General features: G+C 63.1%; 19 protein-coding genes, 1 tRNA gene and 1 pseudogene. 14 read left to right on the forward strand and 7 right to left on the reverse strand.

Annotated elements, in window-relative coordinates:
- Window positions 1-11: 11 nt before the first annotated feature.
- Complete coding sequence (locus X733_RS162040) at window positions 12-647, reverse strand: FMN-dependent NADH-azoreductase (protein ID WP_023740183.1); 636 nt, start codon at window positions 645-647, stop codon at window positions 12-14.
- Window positions 648-756: 109 nt separating this feature from the next.
- On the opposite strand from X733_RS162040, the gene X733_RS162035 reads away from it, so the two are divergent.
- Window positions 757-1,713, forward strand: coding sequence for a LysR family transcriptional regulator (locus X733_RS162035; RefSeq protein ID WP_023683802.1), 957 nt, complete (start codon window positions 757-759; stop codon window positions 1,711-1,713).
- Here the strand turns inward: X733_RS162035 and X733_RS162030 are convergent.
- Complete coding sequence (locus tag X733_RS162030; protein ID WP_023817691.1) at window positions 1,646-2,272, reverse strand: TetR/AcrR family transcriptional regulator; 627 nt, start codon at window positions 2,270-2,272, stop codon at window positions 1,646-1,648. The two genes, X733_RS162035 and X733_RS162030, sit on opposite strands and share 68 nt — an antisense overlap.
- A 66-nt stretch (window positions 2,273-2,338) precedes the next feature.
- Here X733_RS162030 and X733_RS162025 point away from each other — a divergent pair, with 66 nt between their 5' ends.
- Together X733_RS162025 and X733_RS162020 are read left to right on the forward strand one after the other, a co-directional pair.
- Window positions 2,339-2,764, forward strand: a complete 426-nt coding sequence (locus tag X733_RS162025) for a VOC family protein (RefSeq protein ID WP_023711210.1) — start codon at window positions 2,339-2,341, stop codon at window positions 2,762-2,764.
- Between the two features lie 94 nt (window positions 2,765-2,858).
- Window positions 2,859-3,770 (forward strand): arginase family protein, encoded by a 912-nt coding sequence (locus X733_RS162020; RefSeq protein ID WP_023711211.1) that lies wholly within the window; start codon window positions 2,859-2,861, stop codon window positions 3,768-3,770.
- 4 nt (window positions 3,771-3,774) lie between these two features.
- On the opposite strand, the gene X733_RS162015 is transcribed toward X733_RS162020, so the two are convergent.
- Complete coding sequence (locus tag X733_RS162015; RefSeq protein WP_023689759.1) at window positions 3,775-4,725, reverse strand: trypsin-like peptidase domain-containing protein; 951 nt, start codon at window positions 4,723-4,725, stop codon at window positions 3,775-3,777.
- 169 nt (window positions 4,726-4,894) lie between these two features.
- On the opposite strand from X733_RS162015, the gene X733_RS162010 reads away from it, so the two are divergent.
- The 3 genes from X733_RS162010 to X733_RS162005 all read left to right on the forward strand — a co-directional run bounded on the left by X733_RS162010 (window position 4,895) and on the right by X733_RS162005 (window position 7,469).
- Window positions 4,895-5,767 (forward strand): S1C family serine protease, encoded by an 873-nt coding sequence (locus X733_RS162010; protein WP_023817694.1) that lies wholly within the window; start codon window positions 4,895-4,897, stop codon window positions 5,765-5,767.
- Window positions 5,768-5,775: 8 nt separating this feature from the next.
- Complete coding sequence (locus tag X733_RS1000000169375; RefSeq protein ID WP_155924148.1) at window positions 5,776-6,483, forward strand: helix-turn-helix transcriptional regulator; 708 nt, start codon at window positions 5,776-5,778, stop codon at window positions 6,481-6,483.
- A 119-nt stretch (window positions 6,484-6,602) separates the two neighbouring features.
- On the forward strand, window positions 6,603-7,469 hold the full coding sequence (locus X733_RS162005) for an NAD(P)-dependent oxidoreductase (RefSeq protein ID WP_023672462.1): 867 nt from the start codon (window positions 6,603-6,605) through the stop codon (window positions 7,467-7,469).
- 130 nt (window positions 7,470-7,599) lie between these two features.
- On the opposite strand, the gene X733_RS162000 is transcribed toward X733_RS162005, so the two are convergent.
- Both X733_RS162000 and X733_RS161995 read right to left on the reverse strand, forming a co-directional pair.
- Window positions 7,600-8,115, reverse strand: coding sequence for a TIGR00645 family protein (locus X733_RS162000; protein WP_023672463.1), 516 nt, complete (start codon window positions 8,113-8,115; stop codon window positions 7,600-7,602).
- A 326-nt stretch (window positions 8,116-8,441) separates the two neighbouring features.
- Complete coding sequence (locus tag X733_RS161995) at window positions 8,442-10,637, reverse strand: OmpA family protein (protein ID WP_023817698.1); 2,196 nt, start codon at window positions 10,635-10,637, stop codon at window positions 8,442-8,444.
- 202 nt (window positions 10,638-10,839) lie between these two features.
- On the opposite strand from X733_RS161995, the gene X733_RS161990 reads away from it, so the two are divergent.
- Both X733_RS161990 and X733_RS01000000165825 read left to right on the forward strand, forming a co-directional pair.
- Window positions 10,840-11,286 carry a YcgN family cysteine cluster protein gene (locus X733_RS161990; protein WP_023672465.1) on the forward strand — a complete coding sequence of 149 codons (447 nt, stop codon included), beginning with the start codon at window positions 10,840-10,842 and terminating at the stop codon, window positions 11,284-11,286.
- Window positions 11,287-11,506: 220 nt separating this feature from the next.
- On the forward strand, window positions 11,507-11,851 hold the full coding sequence (locus X733_RS01000000165825; RefSeq protein WP_023672466.1) for a hypothetical protein: 345 nt from the start codon (window positions 11,507-11,509) through the stop codon (window positions 11,849-11,851).
- 268 nt (window positions 11,852-12,119) lie between these two features.
- Here X733_RS01000000165825 and X733_RS161985 read toward each other — a convergent pair whose 3' ends face one another.
- Complete coding sequence (locus X733_RS161985) at window positions 12,120-12,830, reverse strand: SIMPL domain-containing protein (RefSeq protein WP_023672467.1); 711 nt, start codon at window positions 12,828-12,830, stop codon at window positions 12,120-12,122.
- Between the two features lie 134 nt (window positions 12,831-12,964).
- Between X733_RS161985 and X733_RS161980 the strand changes: the two genes are divergently transcribed.
- Window positions 12,965-13,040, forward strand: a tRNA-Ile gene (locus X733_RS161980).
- A gap of 65 nt (window positions 13,041-13,105) precedes the next feature.
- Here the strand turns inward: X733_RS161980 and X733_RS1000000167565 are convergent.
- A pseudogene (locus tag X733_RS1000000167565) lies at window positions 13,106-13,460 on the reverse strand (tyrosine-type recombinase/integrase); the annotation flags it as partial.
- 697 nt (window positions 13,461-14,157) lie between these two features.
- On the opposite strand from X733_RS1000000167565, the gene X733_RS161975 reads away from it, so the two are divergent.
- The 5 genes from X733_RS161975 (at window position 14,158) to X733_RS161955 (ending at window position 18,851) form a co-directional block, all read left to right on the forward strand.
- A complete protein-coding gene (locus tag X733_RS161975) occupies window positions 14,158-14,775 on the forward strand; it encodes a cupin domain-containing protein (protein WP_023672469.1) in 618 nt (205 codons plus the stop codon).
- 141 nt (window positions 14,776-14,916) lie between these two features.
- Window positions 14,917-15,858: a substrate-binding domain-containing protein gene (locus X733_RS161970; protein ID WP_023701800.1), complete on the forward strand. Its 942-nt coding sequence runs from the start codon at window positions 14,917-14,919 to the stop codon at window positions 15,856-15,858.
- Window positions 15,859-15,956: 98 nt separating this feature from the next.
- Entirely contained in the window at window positions 15,957-16,754 is a 798-nt protein-coding gene (locus tag X733_RS161965; protein WP_023701799.1) for an ATP-binding cassette domain-containing protein, read from the forward strand.
- Window positions 16,751-17,761: an ABC transporter permease gene (locus tag X733_RS161960; protein ID WP_023817709.1), complete on the forward strand. Its 1,011-nt coding sequence runs from the start codon at window positions 16,751-16,753 to the stop codon at window positions 17,759-17,761. Before X733_RS161965 ends, X733_RS161960 begins: the two co-directional genes overlap by 4 nt.
- 1 nt (window position 17,762) lies before the next feature.
- A complete protein-coding gene (locus tag X733_RS161955) occupies window positions 17,763-18,851 on the forward strand; it encodes a phosphotriesterase (protein ID WP_023817711.1) in 1,089 nt (362 codons plus the stop codon).
- Window positions 18,852-18,853 lie beyond the last annotated feature (2 nt).

Raw genomic sequence — 18,853 nt, forward strand, 5'->3', positions numbered from 1 at the left:
AGGGCCTGCGCTTACGCCGCTGCAGCAACCTGCTGGCTCGCAGCCACCACGGCATCGACCTTGGCCGTCGCATTGGCGAGCGCGGCGGTCACGGCGTCGGGACCCATGCCGACGCCTTCGATCCGGATGACGTCGACGTCGGTCATGCCGAGAAAGCCGAGCACGCCGCGCAGATAGGGGATGGCGTGATCGAACTGCACGGCCGCACCTTCGGAATAGATGCCGCCCGAGGCGAGTACGATATAGACCTTCTTGCCGGTGACGAGGCCCTTGGGACCACCCTCGCCATAAGAGAAGCTCTTGCCGGAGCGGGAGATGTGATCGACCCAGGACTTCAGGGTCGAGGAGATGTTGAAGTTGATGAAGCCGGTGGCCAGGATCACGGTGTCGGCTGCGAACAGTTCGTCAAGCACGATGTCGGAGACGCCGACGACTTCGGCCTGGCGCGGCGTGCGGGCTTCAACGGGGGTGTAGATGCCGGTCGCATAATCGGTGTCGATGTGCGGCAGCGGGTTGGCCACGAGGTCGCGTACGACGAGCGTATTCGACGGGTCGGCGGCGACGAGCTTTTCAGCGAATTCGGTAGCGATACGGGTCGAGTGCGAGGCAGCGCCGCGCGGGCTCGAGGTTACAAGCAGGATAGACATAGCGGTTCTCTCCAGTGGGAATTGATTTCTCCCGCCTGATATGGGCCTACCGACCCATTCAAAAAACTGGTATATTTTCTATACGATCCATCCATAAAGTAGGTATGCCGTGCAACCCAATCCGACGCTCGACCAATTGCAGATCCTGGTTGCGGTCGCCGACACCGGCAGCTTCTCAGCCGCCGGCCGCAAGCTTAACCGCGCGCAGTCCGTCATCAGCTACGGCATCGCCAATCTTGAAGCGCAGCTTGGCCTGAAACTGTTCGAGCGCGAGGGCACGCGCGAGCCGCAGCTGACCGAAATCGGCCGGGCGATGCTGGAGGACGCCCGGCGCATGGTCGGCGTGCTGCAGCGCATCCGTTCGCGTGCCGACGGTCACCATCAGGGGCTGGAGGCTGAAGTTGCGCTATCGGTTGACGCGGCGCTGCCCTCGCCGGTGCTGGTGCGGGTGCTGAAGGCGTTCGAGGCGCAGTTCCCGACCGTGATGATGCGACTGCATATCGGCACGCTCGGTCTGATCCCCGACCATGTCGTCAGCGGACAGTCGGATCTTGGCATCGGTGGCTTGCTGGGCGAGGTCGACGTGCATCTCGTGCGCATCGGCTTCATGTCGATCGTGCTGGCTGCCGCCCCCACCCACCCTCTGGCACTGCTGCCGAAACCGGTGGCGCTCGAGGATGCGCGAGAGCACACCCAGCTGGTTGTCAGCGACCAGTCGGAACGCACCAAGGGACGCGACTTCGGCGTCTTTGCCTATCGTACATGGCGGCTGACAGATGTGCGTATCAAGCATACGTTGATGCGCGAGGGGCTGGGCTGGGGCGGGTTGCCGCGCTGGCTGATCGCGGACGATTTGGCCAGCGGCAGGCTGGTCGAACTCGACCTTGAACCCTTTAGCGAGGTGCGCTCATCGCTCTATGCCATGCACCGCGCCGACCGCAGCCCGAAACCGGCGGCGGCCTGGCTGATCGACCAGTTCAAACGCCAGCTCGGCTGCTTCAACGAGTTCGACCCGGACGACCTGCCTGAGGATGAGCCGGAGACAGCCCATCGATCAGAGCCATGAGCACGGCGCGATAGTCTTCGGCCGAGGCGCCGGCCTCGACGGCAAGTGCTGCGCGGTCGAAGGCAGCGGCGAGCAAACGGGTCAGCGCATCGGCCGGCAGTCTGGTCATCGACTGTTCGCGCATTGCCGCAACCAGGCCTTCGCGCAGCGACCGGTTGCCGTGGCGATTGTCGATCGCATCCATGGCGGCGCGGCCAAGCACGGCCGGCCCGTCGAGCAGCAAAAGCCGCGTGCGGCCGGGCGCGCGCATGGCGGCGAGATAGGCGTCCGAGCCGGCAATCAGCGCATTGCGGGCAAACAAAGAAGGCGGCGAGGCGCGCTCGATCTCTTGCGCCACCGCCGCCGCCTCCTGCTCGACCACGGCGGCAAACAGCGCCTGCTTGTCGGCAAAGTGGTGATAGAGCGCGCCGCGGGTGACGCCGGCGGCCGCAACGATCTCCGGCGTGCCGGTCTCGGCATAGGACTTTTCGATGAACAGTTTGCGCGCCGCAGCGATCAGGTCGGCGCGCGTCGCTTCGGTGCGGTCGCGGTTGGAGCGGCGCGGGGTTTCTCGTTGCATACATGCAGCCTGTATGTTATTTCGAATTACATGCAAACTGTATGTTGGCTAACGGGAGAAAGAAAGATGAAGACGACGAGCTATTATCCGGTGCTGATGACGGGCGACGTAGCCGGCACAAAAGCCTTCTATATCAATCACTTCCGCTTCAAGCCGCTGTTTGCGAGCAACTGGTATGTGCATCTGCAGTCTGCCGAGGATCGCCGGGTCAATCTCGGTATCGTCCAGGGCGACCACGAGACGATCCCCGAGGGGGGGCGCGGCCGCACATCGGGGCTGCTGCTCAATTTCGAGGTGAGGGATCCTGATGCTGTCTATGAACGGATCGTTGCGGCCGGCCTGCCGATCCTGTGCCCGCTGCGCGACGAACCCTTCGGCCAGCGCCATTTCATCACCAGGGATCCCAATGGCGTGCTGATCGACGTCATCAAGCCGATCCCGCTCAGCCCGGAATTTCAGGCGCAATTCGCGGCGGGCGCGGCGGGCGCCTGAACAATGGCAGCAAATGTCGGCAGCGGCTCCGGCCGCTGTGGCCGGACCCGCACCATGCGGTCTATGTTGGTGATGTTGAAGCTGGGCCTGCCGCATGCGTGACATCTGCCTTGTTCGTGCGCCATCCAATCTCGGCCTTCGGCCCTTGGAGCCGGGCCATGTGCCCGGCACCTGGCGTGCGCCGCAGGCGCTGAGCGAAGCTGGTTTGATCGAGTCGCTGGCGCCGGGGCGGGTGGTCGATCTCGACAGACCCGCCTACAGTACCGAACCGCAACCGGGCACTAGGCTGCGTAATGGTCCGGCGATCCGCCGCTTCAACCTCGATCTTGCCGAGATCGTCACCCGTGCGCTTGGGCAAGGCGAGTTCCCGCTGATCATCGGCGGCGACTGCTCGATCCTGCTTGGCGCACTGGTCGCCGCGCGGCGCTCGGGCGCAGTCGCCCTGATCCATTTCGATGGCCACAGCGATTTCCGCCATCCCGGCAACTACGATGTCAATGCCTCACTCGGCTCGGTTGCCGGCATGGATCTGGCACTTGCCACCGGACGCGGCGAGGCTTTGCTGGCGCAATGGCCAGGTGTTGTCGGTCCGCTCGTCGCCGACGAGGCGGTGGTTCAGATCGGCGAACGCGAGAGCCGCGATGCCGATTTTGCCTGGCCCGACATCAATGCGACCGCCGTGACGCGCATCGACGTCTTTGCCGCGCAGGAACTCGGCGCGGCTGGAGTGTTGCAAAAGACAAGAGCGACGCTGGCGCGCGCCGGCTGTCCCTACTGGCTGCATCTCGATGTCGATGTGCTCGACCAGACGGTGATGCCGGCGGTGGATTCGCCCGGCAGCCCCGGCATCGACCCCGATGAACTCGTTGCCATTCTGTCGGCGCTGGCAGCGGACCAGCGCTGCACCGGCTTGGACATGACGATCTACGATCCCGACCTCGACCCGACCGGTGACCTTGCGCGACTGCTGGTGTCGCTGCTCGGGCGGGTGCTCAAGCCTCGATAAAGGCTTAGCTCGCCCTTGCTACCGGCGTCACCGTCACCTGGCTGACGCCGGTGCGGCGCACCACTGTGCATAGCGTCTCGCGGCCGATGCGTTCGGCGTCGAGCATGCGCACGAGGTCGTCGACGCCGGTGACCGGGCGACCGTCTATCGCCGCGATGATGTCGCCTTCCCTGAGGCCGGCCTTCGCCGCGGGTCCGTCTTTCTCGACGCTGCGCAGCCGCACCGCCGTACTGGTGGTCACCTGCGACAGGAGCGCTGCGCGGCGCGGCAAACTGGTGGTGTCGGCCGAGATGCCGATGAAGGCGCGCCGCACGCGGCCGAAGCGGATGATCTCCGAAATGACGAAGTTGGCGGTGTTGGAAGCGACCGCGAAGGCGATGCCTTGCGCGCCGTGGATCATGGCGGTGTTGACGCCGATGACTTCGCCTGCCGACGACACCAGCGGTCCGCCGGAATTGCCGGGATTGAGCGCGGCATCGGTCTGGACGACATCGTCGATCAGCCGCCCGGTCGAGGCGCGCATCGAACGGCCAAGTGCGGAGACCACGCCTGACGTTACGGTCCATTCGAAGCCGAGCGGATTGCCGATGGCAATGGCGATCTGGCCGCGCCGCAGCCGCTTGGAATCGCCGAGCGGCGCGACTTCGGTGAAGCTGCCATCGGCGCGCACCAGCGCGATGTCGGTGTCAGGGTCGCGGCCTAGCACGCGGCCTTCGCTGGAGGCGCCGTCGGGCATAGAGACGCGCACCGTTTTGGCATCGCCAACGACATGGAAATTGGTAACGACCAGCCCGTCCGGCGCGATGACGAAGCCGGAGCCATGGCCACCTTGGCCACCGACGCGCTCGATGCGGCAGACGGCTGGGCCGATGCGGTCGACGGCGTCGGCGACTGTCGTCGAATAGGCGTCGAGCAGTGTGTCGTCGGTTTCGAATTTGTGGGCGGCGAGGGCCATTGGCGGGGCTCCGTGTTTTCAGGCGCTATGATGACTATATGTGCGGAGCGGCTCGAACTGCCGCGACCTGACCAGATGGCCAGTCAAACCAGTAACTAGCCGTCAGACGAGTACCTCCGGGCGCACTGCCGAGCGATATCTGGGGCATGAGAAAACCCAGGAGATCATCATGAGTGACTTCAACCTTAATGCATTTTCCGAGGCCATCGCCGATCTCGCCGCCAAGGCTGCGCCGGCAACGGCAAGTTTCACCACCCATCACCATCGCACCGCCAGCGCCTTCCACTGGCGTGACGGCTATTTCGTCACCGCCGAGGAAGCGGTCGAGGCCGGTGAGGAGATCGAATTGACATTGGCTTCGGGCGAAGCGGTGAAGGCCGAACTGGTCGGTCGCGATCCGTCGACCGGCGTAGCGCTTCTGAAGCCGGCCGGCGCGGTCGCGGCGCCTGCGCTCGCCAAGGCTGACGCGGTACGGCCCGGCAATCTTGCCATCGCCATCGGCAGCAGTCAGGGTTCGGCGCTGGCCGTCTCGGGTTCGGTCGGCGAGGTCGGCCCCGCCTGGCGCTCGATGCGCGGCGGCAGCATCGATCGGCGCATCAATCTCGCCGTCAATGCCGGCGGCCGTTTCGAGGGCGGGCCGGTGCTTGACGCCAAGGGCGCGCTGATCGGCATGCTGCTGTTCGGGCCGCGTGGTCGTGCGCTGGTCATGCCTTATGAGACGGTCGAGCGGGCCGTGGCGACGCTGCGTGAAAAGGGCCATGTCGCGCGCGGCTATCTCGGCGCCGGCCTGCACCCGATCCGTGACGGCGCGGCGCGCGGCGCCATGGTCATGAGCCTCGACGACAATGGTCCGGCCAAGGCCGCCGGCCTTGCGCTGGGCGACATCATCGTGGCGTGGAATGGCGAGGCCGTGCACGGCCCGCGCGAACTGATCCGAAAGCTCGGGCCGGATAGCGCGGGTGCCGCGGTGACGCTCGGCGTGGTGCGCGGCGGCGAGCAGCGCGATGTCGCGCTGACCGTCGGTGAAAAGCCGCTGAGCTGAGAGGGCCGATGGAAAGCGACACGCTGACAAGGCCGGAGGCGGGTGGGCCGGAGGTGGGTGGGCCGGAGGTGGCGGGCGGCGGACGCCAGCTCGTGGTGCTGATCGCGCTGCACGATGCCGCGCGTGCCGAGCGCCTGTCGGCTTCGCTTGCCATGGCGGACGATCTGCTTCCGGTCGTGGCCGGCAGCGGGATTGCCGACGTCGCTGTCGTCGATGACGCTGTTGCGAACAGTGCGGCCTGGCTCGATCGGGCCGATGGTGGCAACAGCGCAATCCCACGGGTGCTGCTATCCGCGAGCGCTGGCCGGCCAGAAAACCGGGTGCTTGCCGTGCTGCCTTTGGCGTCGGATGCGAATCTGATCGCGGCTGCCGTCAGACTAGCGGCGGCCGGCTACCGGGTGTCCAGGGATGGGCGTTCGACGCCCGCTCGCCACGACGATTTCGATGGCGCCGCCAACGGCGGAAGCCATAGCGGGCTGTTCGGCGAGGAGCTGTTGGACGATGGCGCTACCGCCCGTCCGGCGCTGTCGCCGCGCGAGGCCGAAGTGCTGGCGCTGCTGGCCGAAGGCGCGCCCAACAAGGTGATCGCGCGGCGGCTGAACATCTCCGTGCATACGGCAAAGTTCCACGTCGCCGCGATCCTGATCAAGCTGGGTGCTGCGAACCGCACGGATGCCATCGCGATCGCGATGCGGCAGGGCCTGGTGCTGGTCTAACCCCCTTTTCCGTTTGAGCCTACGTTGCGTAACCCGTTGCAGGCTGCCGAGGCCTTGCGCAGTGCATTGCCGCCGCGCAATGGTTCGCGTCAGTGATGTAGCAAGGGAGGTGCCAAGACATGTCGCTCAAGGGAAAGACGCTGTTCATCTCCGGCGGGTCGCGCGGCATCGGTCTTTCGATCGCGCTGCGCGCTGCGCGCGACGGGGCCAATGTGACGATCGCGGCCAAGACCGCCGAGCCGCACCCGAAGCTGCCGGGCACGATCTACTCGGCAGCTGAGGAGATTGAGCAGGCCGGCGGCAAGGCGCTGCCTGTTTTGTGCGACATCCGCGAGGAGGCGCAGGTGGCTGAGGCGGTTGCCAAGACCGTCGAAAAGTTCGGCGGCATCGATATTTGCGTCAACAATGCTAGCGCCATCCAGCTCACCGGCACGCTGGAGACGGACATGAAGCGCTACGATCTGATGCACCAGATCAACACGCGCGGCACCTTCCTGGTGTCGAAAATGTGCATTCCGCACCTGAAGTTGGCAAGCAATCCTCACATCTTGAATCTGGCGCCGCCGCTCGACATGAAGGCCAAATGGTTCAAGAACCATGTCGCCTACACCATGGCCAAGTTCGGCATGTCGATGTGCACGCTGGGGATGAGCGCCGAGTTTGCCAAGGACGGCATCGCGGTCAATTCGCTGTGGCCGATCTCGACCATCGACACGGCTGCGGTGCGCAATCTGCTCGGCGGCGCGACGGTGGCGGCGATGAGCCGCTTACCCGACATCATGGCCGATGCCGCACACGCCATCTTCATGCGCTCATCGCGCGAGACATCAGGCAATTTCTACATCGATGAAGAGGTGCTGCGGGCCGAGGGCGTGACCGATTTCGCGGTCTATGCGCCGGGCGCGACCGGGCCGCTGGCCGGCGACTTTTTCGTGCCGGACGCGGTATTTGCCAATTCGCCGACGAACGTCAAAAGCATCTACTGACGGAAATCACGGGCCGACGGCGCTGCTTCCTCATCCACCTGCCGGCGTTTTTCGAAAAACCAAGCAATTGGCTTTTCGCCCGCTGTGCGGACCAGCCTCACCTCCCCATGAACGGGGAGAAAGGGGCTCATCACTCCTCGCCCTTCTTGCCTTTGCTCAGTCCCATCAGCCGGTCGATATAGGCCAGCATCAGCGCCGAGACGACGAAAGCGAGGTGGATGATGGTCAGCCACATCAGCTGGTCGATCGTATAGGAAGACGAATTCAGGAACACCTGCAACAGGTGGATCGAGGAAATAGCGACGATGGTCGAGGCGACCTTGACCTTCAGCGAACCGACATCGATCGTACCCAGCCAGTGCACACCGCCATCCTGGTCGTCGAAGCGGCTGACGAAATTCTCGTAGCCGGAGATGATCACCATCACCACCAGCGAGGCGACAAGTGCGGCGTCGATGAGGCCGAGCATCTTCAGGATGGTGTCGGTGTCGTCGAGTGTGAAGGCGACCATGACGAACTCGTAGAGTTTTTTGCCGAAGGACAGCGCATAGACGGCGAGCGCCAGGGCCAGCCCGATGTAGAAAACCACCAGCAACCAGCGTGAGGCGAGGATGATCGATTCGATGGCGAGTTCGAGACGTTTCATGCAGCGGTTCCGGTCAGCTTTCTGAGGTCGACTGGGGTATTTCGATCAGCTTGCCGCAGTTTGCAAGGCAAATTGCGACGCAAAAAAACCCCGCCGGGAGGGCCGGCGGGGTTCGATGCATCCCGCTGGAGTCGGGACGGGGCAGGGAACGCCCAGGGTTGAATCTGGGGAGGGCGGCCGCTCTATTCAATGAGCCGGTTCTAATACCAGTACAATTCTTGCTGAACCGGGATTGCTGTCCGCAGCTCGACCCATCCCGATCTGCCGGGATGGGTCCTTGTTGTCGATCTGATTCCAGAAAGCTGCTCAAGCCATTGGAAAGCAGATCAATTGTTACTCGCCACCGGTGCCACCAGCGAGGTGATGCGACGGATGCCGACACGGCGGTTCTCGCGGTTGGGCGCCGTGGTGTTGACCTTCAGGTATTCCTCGCCATAGCCCTGAGTGGTCAGGTTTTCCGGCGGGATCCCGAAGGCATTGGTCAGCGCTTCGGCGACAGACTCAGCGCGCCGGTCGGACAGAGCAAGGTTTGCTTCCGGCGTGCCAACCGCATCGGTGTGGCCTTCGATCAGGAAGGTTTCGGCCGGGTTCTTCTTCAACAGTTTCTCCATGGCCGTGGCGACGCCTTCCAGTTTCTGCACTTCGGTGTCGGATATCGAGGCCGAGCCGAACTCGAAGTTCAATGTATCGAGGTCGACGCGACGGGCAATGTCGCGCACGCGCGCCGAACGCTTCACTTCGTCGATGGAATAGAGGCGCTGGACCTTCTCCACCGGCGGTTGTTCGAGGAACTCGTAATAATCGTCCGGGCTTTCGACATCTTCCGAATCGAGGATGTACTCGCGGCGCGGGATGGTGAGCCGCATCGGCGGCAGGTCGTCACCGGGATCGCGCCAGTCATTGTCGTCGTCATAGCTGCGCTCGTCGACATAGCTCAGCACATATTCGTGCCCATCCGGCGTGATGCGCGATCGCCTGATGACGTCGCCATTGCGGTTGCGGATGGTGACGATCTGGATGCCATTGTCGCGCTCGACGATTTCCCGAGAGCGATCGCCCGACAGTTCCTCATAGTAAACATTCCTGGCGCCGCGGTGCATGCGCGGAGCGTCATTGCTTTCCACGATCGTCTGGTTGTTGAACTGCAGGATGACGCGGTCGCCGAGTTCCTTGACGACGTCGACGCCTTTCGGACGCCGGCGGTCGCGGACGTTCTCATCGGGTGCACGCTCGACGCGTTTGCCTTTTTCCTCCGTCACCGGGGCGATCTTTTCTGGCTGAATTGCCTGCTGAGCCGACTTGTCGTCGGTGGGCGGCGGTCCCTGGTCGACCGGAGCCGGCTTCGGGGCTTGCGCCTCGGTGCCGCCCTGCGCGGGCTGCTCGCCCGTCTGGCCGCCAGCATTCTGGCCGTTCCCATTTTGGCCGTCGCCATTCTGGCTGTTGCCGCCCTGGTCCTTGCGGTGCTTGCGCCTGGCATCCTTCTGGCTGTCCAGGATGGGTGCTTCGTCGGGGTTGGCCGTGGCTTCGCCTTGCGTCGGCGTCTCACGTTGCGCGGGCTGCTCGGCATTGGCCGGTTGCTCCGCAGGCTGTGGTTCACCGGTCGCAGGCTGCTGTTCGCCCGTCACCGGCTGTTCGCCGACAGTTTTTTTGCCGTGCTTTTTCGCCTGATCCTTCGGCTGTTCACCTTCGGCGGGAGCCGCTTGCTGATCGGCCGGGGGCTGAATCGGCTCGGCCTGCGGCGCGGGCTCTCCGGCAGGCGCAACTTTGACGTCTGGCGCTTTGTCGGCAGGCGCGGCCTCAATCTGCTGATCCTGCTTGCGCTTTTTCTTGCCCGACTTGTTGTCGTTTGCCGGCTCCACCTGTTCGGTGGGCGCTGCCTGCTCGGCAGGCTGCTGGGCCGGCTGTTCAGCGGGCGCCGCTTCGATCTGCTGTTGGTCGCGCTTCTTCTTGCGTGGCTTTAGCGGCTGTTCTTCATTTGCCGGAGCTACCTGTTCGGCCGGTTGTTCAGCCGGTGCTGCCTCGATCTGCTGCTGGTCACGCTTCTTCTTGCGTGGCTTGAGCGGCTGCTCATCGGTCGCCGGCGCTGCCTGGGCGCCGCCCTCATCCGCAGGCGCCGCCTCGATCTGCTGCTGTTGATTGCGCTTCTTTTTGCGCGGCTGCTGTTCCTCGGCGGCAGGTGCGGCCTGTTCGGCCGGGGCCTGCTCGGTCTGCTGCTGATCCCGCTTCTTCCTGCGCGGCTGTTGTTCCTCGGCGGCAGGGGCGGGTTGCTCTGCAGCCGGTGCAGGCTGCTCGGCGGCCGGCGCTGCCTGTTCGGCCTGCTGGCGTTTCTTTTTGCGCGGCAGTTCCTGGTCGGTCTGCTGACCATCTGCAGCAGGGTCGTCCTGGACCAGGATCAGTGGCGCGGCCGTGTGCTGCAAGGGGCCGAAAACGGCGTTGCCCTGCAACGGGGATGCGCCCAACGGCGCGGATGCCATAAGCAGGCCAAGTGCCGTACCTGCCAGTACCCGTGGTTGGCGTTTCATCTTAAATTCTCCTTGTGGGGTCCCATCCCTGCCCAAACTGTCCTTGACCGGATTGGTTCCGGTTTGCAGGCATTACCCGCACCCAAGGACGATTGACCGGCGTTTTGAAGGCAACTTCATGTTTTTCCTATGGTGCGGCCGGAACTTGAAGTCACACAACAGCTTGACCTTGCCGCATGCGGAGGCCACATCTCGACCCATAATGGAAACGCCGTTCTGGAAGACCAAGACGCTGGAAGCGATGACGCCCACCGAGTGGGAATCGCTGTGCGACGGCTGCGGAAAATGCTGCCTGTCTAAACTCGAGGACGAGGATACCGGCGAGATCTACTGGACATCAGTCGGCTGCCGGCTGTTCGATGGGCAAAGCTGCCGCTGTTCGGACTATGCCAACCGGCTGGCGCGCGTGCCGGACTGTGTCGGGCTGACGCCGCAGAATGTGCGCACCATCACGTGGCTGCCGAAAACCTGTGCCTACCGGCTGGTTGCCGAGGGGCACGACCTCTATTGGTGGCACAGGCTGGTGTCGGGAAGTGCCGAGACCGTTCATGATGCCGGCATCTCCATGCGCGGCCGCGTCCGCGCCAGTGAGACCGATCTGGCCGAGCCGGACGATTATTTCGACTATATGCTCGACGACGAGCCCTGAGCATTCTGGAACGGACGTTGCCATAGGGCGTTCCGCGCCATTGGACGTTTTTGACGGTCAGGATCGTTTGCAGCGGTGGAAGGGGCGGTTGCTTTTGACCTGTCGGGCAGATTAACCGAAAATGAACGGCCGGTTCGCGAAGAGTTCAGATTGCAAGGAGCATTCTCCCCCCATCGGTTCGACCAAGACGGGCGCAAGCCCTCAACAAGGAGAGAAGACAATGTTCAACTCATTCAAGACGGCAGCCCTTTCGGGTCTCGTAGCTCTCGGCACCCTTGCCGCAGTGCCCGCCCAGGCGGACTCGATCTATCTCGGCTTCGGCAACAACCATGACCGCCGCGTCGGCGTCTACACCGGCGACGATGAGGACGGCTTTCGCCGTGACCGCAATTGGCGCCGCTGCTCGCCGGACCGCGCCCTCGACAAGGCCGAGCGCATGGGCCTGCACCGCGTCCGCATCGTCGATGTCAATCGCCGCGTGGTGAAGGTCGCCGGCCGCCAGTATGGCGATCGCGTAGTGGTCGTGTTCGCCAATGAGCGCGGCTGCCCGGTTATCTATCGCTAAGAGAACCAGACTGATCTTCTGCGAAGATCAGTCTGGGATACGACCTTCTGCGAAGGTCGATCCGGAGGCATGTTCCTCTGCCAGGATCAGCCTGGAGTACCTGGAGTAGCGGCATGACCCTTCTAGGGTCAGCCAGGAGCCCCTTTCCCTCCGCGGAAAGGTGCGGCTCGAAAAAACCCCGGAGGCCAGTCCTCCGGGGTTTTTCATGTCGGAAATCTGCGGTTCCGGCCGACGGGTTCAGCAGAACCGCGCCCGGCCCGGCGGCCTGCTACTTAAGCTCGAATGTCACTGTTACCTGCACGGCGTAGGCATTCTCGCCGGCCTGCACGGGAACCGCGGCGCCTGCCGCATCGAAGGCCTTTGCATTGATCGGCATCGGCGCCGGCGCAACGTTCTGGTCGGTGATTTCCAGCACCCGGCCTATGCTGACGCCGGCGGCTTCGGCCAGCGTCTTGGCCTTGGCCATGGCATCGGCGACCGCCTTCTTGCGGGCTTCGGTGACGGCAGCTTTCGGATCCTCGTTGGAGAACGAAATGCCTCCGCCCTGATTGACGCCGAGCGACACAGCCTTGTCGAGAATCTCACCTGTTTTGTCGATGTCGCGGATGCGCACCGAGAGTGTGTTGGTCACCTGGTAGGCGACAAGCTCGGCTTCCTGGCTGCCGTCCGGTTTGTTGGTGTAGTTGTAACGCGGGTTGATCTGGATGCCGGCGGTCTGCAGGTCGCGGTCCTTGATCCCTGCCGACTTCATTGCCGCGATCACGGCGGCCATGGCGTCGTTGTTGGCGTCGAGTGCCGCGCGTGCGGTCTTGGCCTCGCGCATGACGCTGAGCGTCAGCAGCGCCAGGTCAGGCGCCACGGTCGACTGGCCTTCACCCGACACGATGATGCGGGGCGGGGGCAGCGAATCGGCAGCGCTTGCCATCGCCGGAAAAGCGATCGCGGCGGCAAGTGCGAGCGGCAAAATATGTCTGGTCATGAAAATCTCCTCGGTCTGCGATCCAGTCGCGCCTGTCGACTAGGGCGCGAATATGGGCTGATTTGGGCGATCTCGGCCAGCCCGTCCGGAAAGCCTTGTGCCGCGCAAGGAAAAACACTAATCCAGCGCGCGTGGGGCCTGTAGCTCAATGGTTAGAGCCGGCGGCTCATAACCGCTTGGTTGGGGGTTCGAGTCCCTCCGGGCCCACCATTGTTATAGAGTGATTCGCCACGAGGTTCGCCGACAGGTTCGCCAAGCATCGGCTTGCGCGTGACCAGCCGCACTACTCGATCCATCCCCGGGACCGCCAGCCGCACCTGCGATGCCTCGCACGAATAGAGCTCCGCATGATCGATATCGTCGTGACCGAGACGTCCATCATCTGCCTGGTGAAGGTCTCGGCCTTCGCCAGATAAACACCGAGCGATTTCCTCAAACCATGCAGGGTAAGGCCGTTCGGAAGACCGGCAAGCTTGCACCAATGCGCATCATTCCAGTCAAGGACTTGGCGGAGAAGGGCTCCCCATAGGCGTTGACCAAGACGGTCTCGCCGCGCCTGTCAGCCGCATCCAGGATCTCGGACAGCATCGGCGTGATTGGCACGAAAAGCCGTTTGCCGCCGGTCCCCTTGTTCTTGGCCTGGACGATATCAAACCCCGTCGAAGTGCGCTCGATCTTGGAACCCCGGATCAGGATCGGGCGAATCGAACAGCTCAACGACGACTTTGAATTCATCGGCGTGACGCTGTCTCAAAGGCCGATCGGATCGCACTGCGAGAAATGCGCCGGCACCTCAGCGTCAAGAACGGCGTGATCTGCATGAGCAAGGACTGGGACAGCCCCTCATGTGGGCGCACTACGCAGGCAGCCATAAGGGTATAGTCCTCGGCTTCGACGTGCCTGAAAAGGCACTCTATGATGTCGACTATGTGAAAAAGCGTCCGACGCTCACTGACATGGGCCTCAACATTCTGGATGAAATCACCCCCGAAGACATCAAACGTCTAATCCGGACAAAGGCCGATGGGTGGCCTATGAGCAAGAATATCGCGCCTACGTCGCGCTCAAAGACGGTGTCGAGGTCAATTGTGAGATGCACTATTTCATGCCCTTCTCGGAGAACATAAGCTGCGCGCGGTGATCGTGGGCTCACGCTACAAAGGCAGGCGGACCGAAATGGTGGCGGCCGTCAACGATCCGAGCGTCGACGTCTACATGGCGCGCGGATCGCTCGAGGCGGATGCATCGTCCGTTTTTCACAGGATGGACAACGCCTGGGATCAGTTTTACGAGTCAGCCCAACCAGCGGAGATGTTCGCGTCCCCAAATGAACAAGATGGACACCCAAAACAGCAAGGGCGGCGACGAGCGCTCGACCGCCACCAGCCTTCTGCGGCTCGGCATACGGTTGAAACTCTCCCGGCAGACGCGTGGGCTGACCTTGAAGGCGCTAGCTGCCGCCGCGAACTGCTCTGAAAGCCTGCTTTCCAAGGTCGAGAACGGCAAGGTCTCGCCCTCGCTTCCCATGCTGCACCGGCTTGTCGAGGTGCTTGGCACCAACATTGGCTGGATGTTCGAGGAATCCGATGGTGAGGAAGGCATCGTCTTTCGGGCTGGATCGCGGCCGTTGATCGCGCTCGATCCGCTTCGGCGCGGCGAAGGCATTTCGCTCGAGCGCGTCATTCCGTATTCGCCCGGCCATCTCCTGCAGTGCAACATCCATCACATCGAGGCGGGAGGTGAGAGCGCCGGCCCGATCCAGCACGCTGGCGAGGAAGTCGGCTACCTCCTGGAAGGTGCGATCGAATTGATGGTCGGCGAAAAGACGTTTCGCCTGTCGGCCGGCGATTCCTTCGTCTTCAATTCCGAACTGCCGCACTGGTACCGCAATGTCGGCGACGAACGCGCCAGCATTTTCTGGGTGAACACGCCGGCAACATTCTGATCGGGCGAGCCCCTCATTTGTCTTCGTTGATGCCAATTCAAGTCACTTGACAAGAAATCAAGCATCTTGAAATATGCTCTGCGCTCAGGCGCCAGGTGAGCCCGATCAAGGGCCTTTTCGAGAAAACCAAGGGGAACCGGAATGCGTCTTACCAAGATCCTTTCAGGCTGCGCCGCAGCCATCGCCATGACCCTCGCCCTCGGCTCTGCTTCCGCCATGGCCGAGACCTATGCGCTGGTGACCATCAACCAGCAGGCCCTGTTCTTCAACCAGATCAATGACGGCGCAACGGCTGCCGCAAAGGCTGCCGGCGTGGACCTCGTCATCTTCAACGCCAACAATGTACCAAGCGCGCAGAACGACGCCATCGAGAACTACATCACCCAGAAGGTCGACGGCATCATTCTCGTCGCCATCGATGTCAACGGTGTGAAGCCGGCCATCACCGCGGCCAAAGCCGCCGGCATTCCGGTCATCGCCATTGACGCGCAGATCCCAAATGGCGACAACGTCGCCTTCGTCGGCGTTGACAACACCAAGGCAGGCGAGGATATCGGCAAGTTCTACGCCGAATACGTGAAGACTAAGCTGAGCGGCACCGCCAAGATCGGCGTCGTTGGCGCGCTCAATTCGTTTATCCAGAACCAGCGCCTCGACGGCTTCAAGAAGGCTGTCACCGACAGCGGCCAGAAGGTCACCTTCCTCGACACGGTCGACGGCCAGAACGTCCAGGACGTGGCCCTGTCCGCCTCCGAAAACCTGATGACCGCCAATCCTGACATGACGACGCTTTACGCGACCGGCGAGCCGGCTCTGCTCGGCGCGGTTTCCGCTGTCTCCAGCCAAGCCCGTACGGGCGACGTCAAGGTGTTCGGCTGGGACCTGACCAAGTCGGCGGTGCAGGGTCTCGAAGAGGGCTGGGTGGTCGCTGTCGTCCAGCAGGATCCGGCCGGTGAAGGCAAGGCTGCCATCGAAGCTTTCGTCAAGCTCAAGAAGGGCGAGAAGATTGACCCGATCATCAACGTTCCGATCACCATCGTGACCAAGGAAAATGTCGGCCAGTTCAAGGACATGTTCAAGTAGTATCCTCCCCGGACCGCTGGGCTGCGCATTGACCCGAGGGTTGCCTGCGCAGCCCGGCGACCAATTGAACATGTCGCGCCCAGAGAATTGGAACCATGATGAGCGATGGCGAGACCTACCGCGTCAGGATGACCGGTATTTCCAAACGGTACGGCCCTATCCAGACGCTGGACGATGTCTCGCTGAACCTGAAGCCTGGCGAAGTGCTCGGTCTGGTCGGCGACAATGGCGCCGGCAAATCCACCTTGAGCAAGGTGCTGTCCGGTGCGGTCATTCCTGATGCCGGCACCATCGAGATCAATGGCAAGGCGGTGTCTTTCTCGTCGCCGGCCGATGCCCGCGCCGCGCGGGTGGAGATGGTCTACCAGGACCTTTCGCTCTGCGACACGGTGGATGTGGCGGGCAATCTCTTCCTCGGCCGCGAGCCGCGTCGCCGCGTTCTCGGCGTCCCCTTTCTCGACAACAAGCGCATGCATGGCGAGACGCGCCAGATGCTCGACCGGCTCGGCATCGTCATTGCCGATACCAAGCTCAAGGTCGAAAACCTCTCCGGTGGGCAGCGCCAGTCGATCGCCATCGGCCGCGCGGCTTCCTTCGATCCGTCGGTGCTGATCATGGACGAGCCGACGGCCGCCCTTGCGGTAGCGGAAGTCGAGGCGGTTCTGGAACTCATCCGCGCCGTCAGCGCCCGGGGCGTCAGCGTCATCCTCATCACCCATCGCCTGCAGGATCTGTTCCTGGTCTGCGATCGTATCCAGGTCATGTACGAAGGCCGCAAAGTCGCCGAGCGCAAGATCGGCGAGACCAGCATCGAGGAGGTCGTCAACCTGATCGTCGGCCGCAAATTCACCGCGCGCTCGGCCCGCGCAAGCCGCGATGAGGGGGTCCAACCATGAACGTTACCTCCGCCGGTGTTGGCGCCTCACCCAAACGCGCTCACAACAGCACGTGGAAGGATGTGGCGTTAGCCAATGGCAGCGTCGTCTCGATTGCGCTGTTCTTCATCGTCGTCTGCCTGGTCTTCTCGCTGATCACCGGTTCCTTCCTGACGACGCCCAATCTGCTCAACATCGCGCGCCAGTCGGCGCCGCTGCTGATCGTTGCGGCCGCGATGACCTTCGTCATCACCACCGGCGGCATCGACCTCTCGGTCGGCTCCGTGCTGGCGCTGACGGCAACGCTGTCGGCGGTTTTCCTGCAGGCCGACCTGCCATGGCCGCTGGTCGTCATCGCCATGCTGGCGCTTGGTGCTGCGATCGGCGCCTTGCACGGCTTCTTCATCGCCTACGAGCGGATACCGCCCTTCATCGTCACCCTTGCCGGGCTCTCCGTCATCCGCGGCGTGGCGTTGCTGATCACCGGCGGCTATTCGATCCCGGTCGAACCGACCAGCTTCTTCGTCAACATCGGCAGGGCCTGGTTTCTCGGCGTGCCGGTACCGGCGCTGCTCGCCCTTGTCGTGCTGATCATTGCCTATCTCGCCTTCAACCAGACGCCGTTCGGCCGCTATGTCACCGGCATCGGCGCCAATACAGAGGCCGTGCGCCGAGCCGGTGTCGATACGCGCTTCATGACGCTCTTCGTCTACATCCTGTCGGGCATGGCGGCGGCGGTGGCCGGCATCATCCTCGCCGCTCGGCTCGGTTCCGGCTCGTCGAATGCCGGCCAGGGTTTCGAGCTCGATGTCATCGCCGCCGTGGTGCTTGGCGGCACCAGTCTGTTCGGCGGGCGCGGTACGATCATCGGCACTGTGCTCGGCGCGTTGACCGTCGCGGTCATCGGCAACGGCTTGATCCTTGCGCATATGTCGCCCTTCCTGACGCCGATCGTTACCGGCACAATCATCCTCGTTGCCATCTGGCTGAATTTCCGGCTGTTCAAGGGCGCAACGCGGAGCCGCTGACATGGATCATCTGTTCGACGACAAGCCAAGGGAACGGGCACCGATCGGTGTTCGCTCCGGCACGGTGATGACCGTTACCGGCCCGGTTGCGATTGTCGATATGGGCGTGACGCTGATGCATGAACACATACTGCTCGATGGCGCGACGTCGTGGAAATGCCCTTGCCATCCCGACGAGAAGAAGATCGCCGAGCAGCCGGTCAGCATGGAGATCATCGGCGAGTTGCGGATGAACCCCTACATGAACCGCGACAACGTCTCGCTCGACGACAGCGACCTAGCCCTTTCGGAGTTGGCGAAATACCGGGCGCTCGGCGGCCATACCGTGGTGGATGCGACCAACATTGGCATTGGCCGCGATCCGGTGAAGCTGGCGCGCATCGCCCGCGCCTCTGGATTGCGGATCGTCATGGGGACGGGCTTCTACCTGCAGCACACCCATCCCGTCTGGCTGAAAGCGATGGACGTTGACGACGTCACCGAATTCCTCGTCAATGATGTCGGCGGCGGGTCGGCGCAGCCCGAAATCATTGCCGGCATTATCGGTGAGGTTGGCGTCAGCAAGGATTTTACCGACGAGGAGCGCAAGTCGCTGCGGGCCTCCGCCCGTGCGGCCAAGATGACCGGCGTGCCGCTGACGATTCATCTGCCCGGCTGGGAGCGGCTGGCGCATGATGTGCTTGACGTGGTCGAGGCAGAAGGCGCGGATCTCCGGCATACGGTGCTTTGCCACATGAACCCCAGCCACAACGATCTTGCCTACCAGCAAAGCCTCGCCGCGCGTGGCGCCTTCCTGGAATACGACATGATCGGCATGGATTTCTACTATGCCGACCAGGATGCGCAGTCGCCGTCCGACGAGCAGAATGCGCGGGCGATCCGCTCGCTGATCGATATGGGACTGCTCGACAGGATTCTGCTGTCGCAGGACGTCTTTCTCAAGATCATGCTGACCCGCTTCGGCGGTTTCGGCTACGGCTTCATCCTCAAGCATTTCGTGCCGAGACTGAAACGCCATGGTGTCGAGCAGTCGGCAATCGACACGATGCTCATCGACAATCCAAAGACTGTGTTCGCCGAGGGCCTCTGAGC

Origin of the sequence: Mesorhizobium sp. L2C066B000 (genome assembly GCF_000502335.1) — a bacterium.
Taxonomy (GTDB): Bacteria; Pseudomonadota; Alphaproteobacteria; order Rhizobiales; family Rhizobiaceae; genus Mesorhizobium.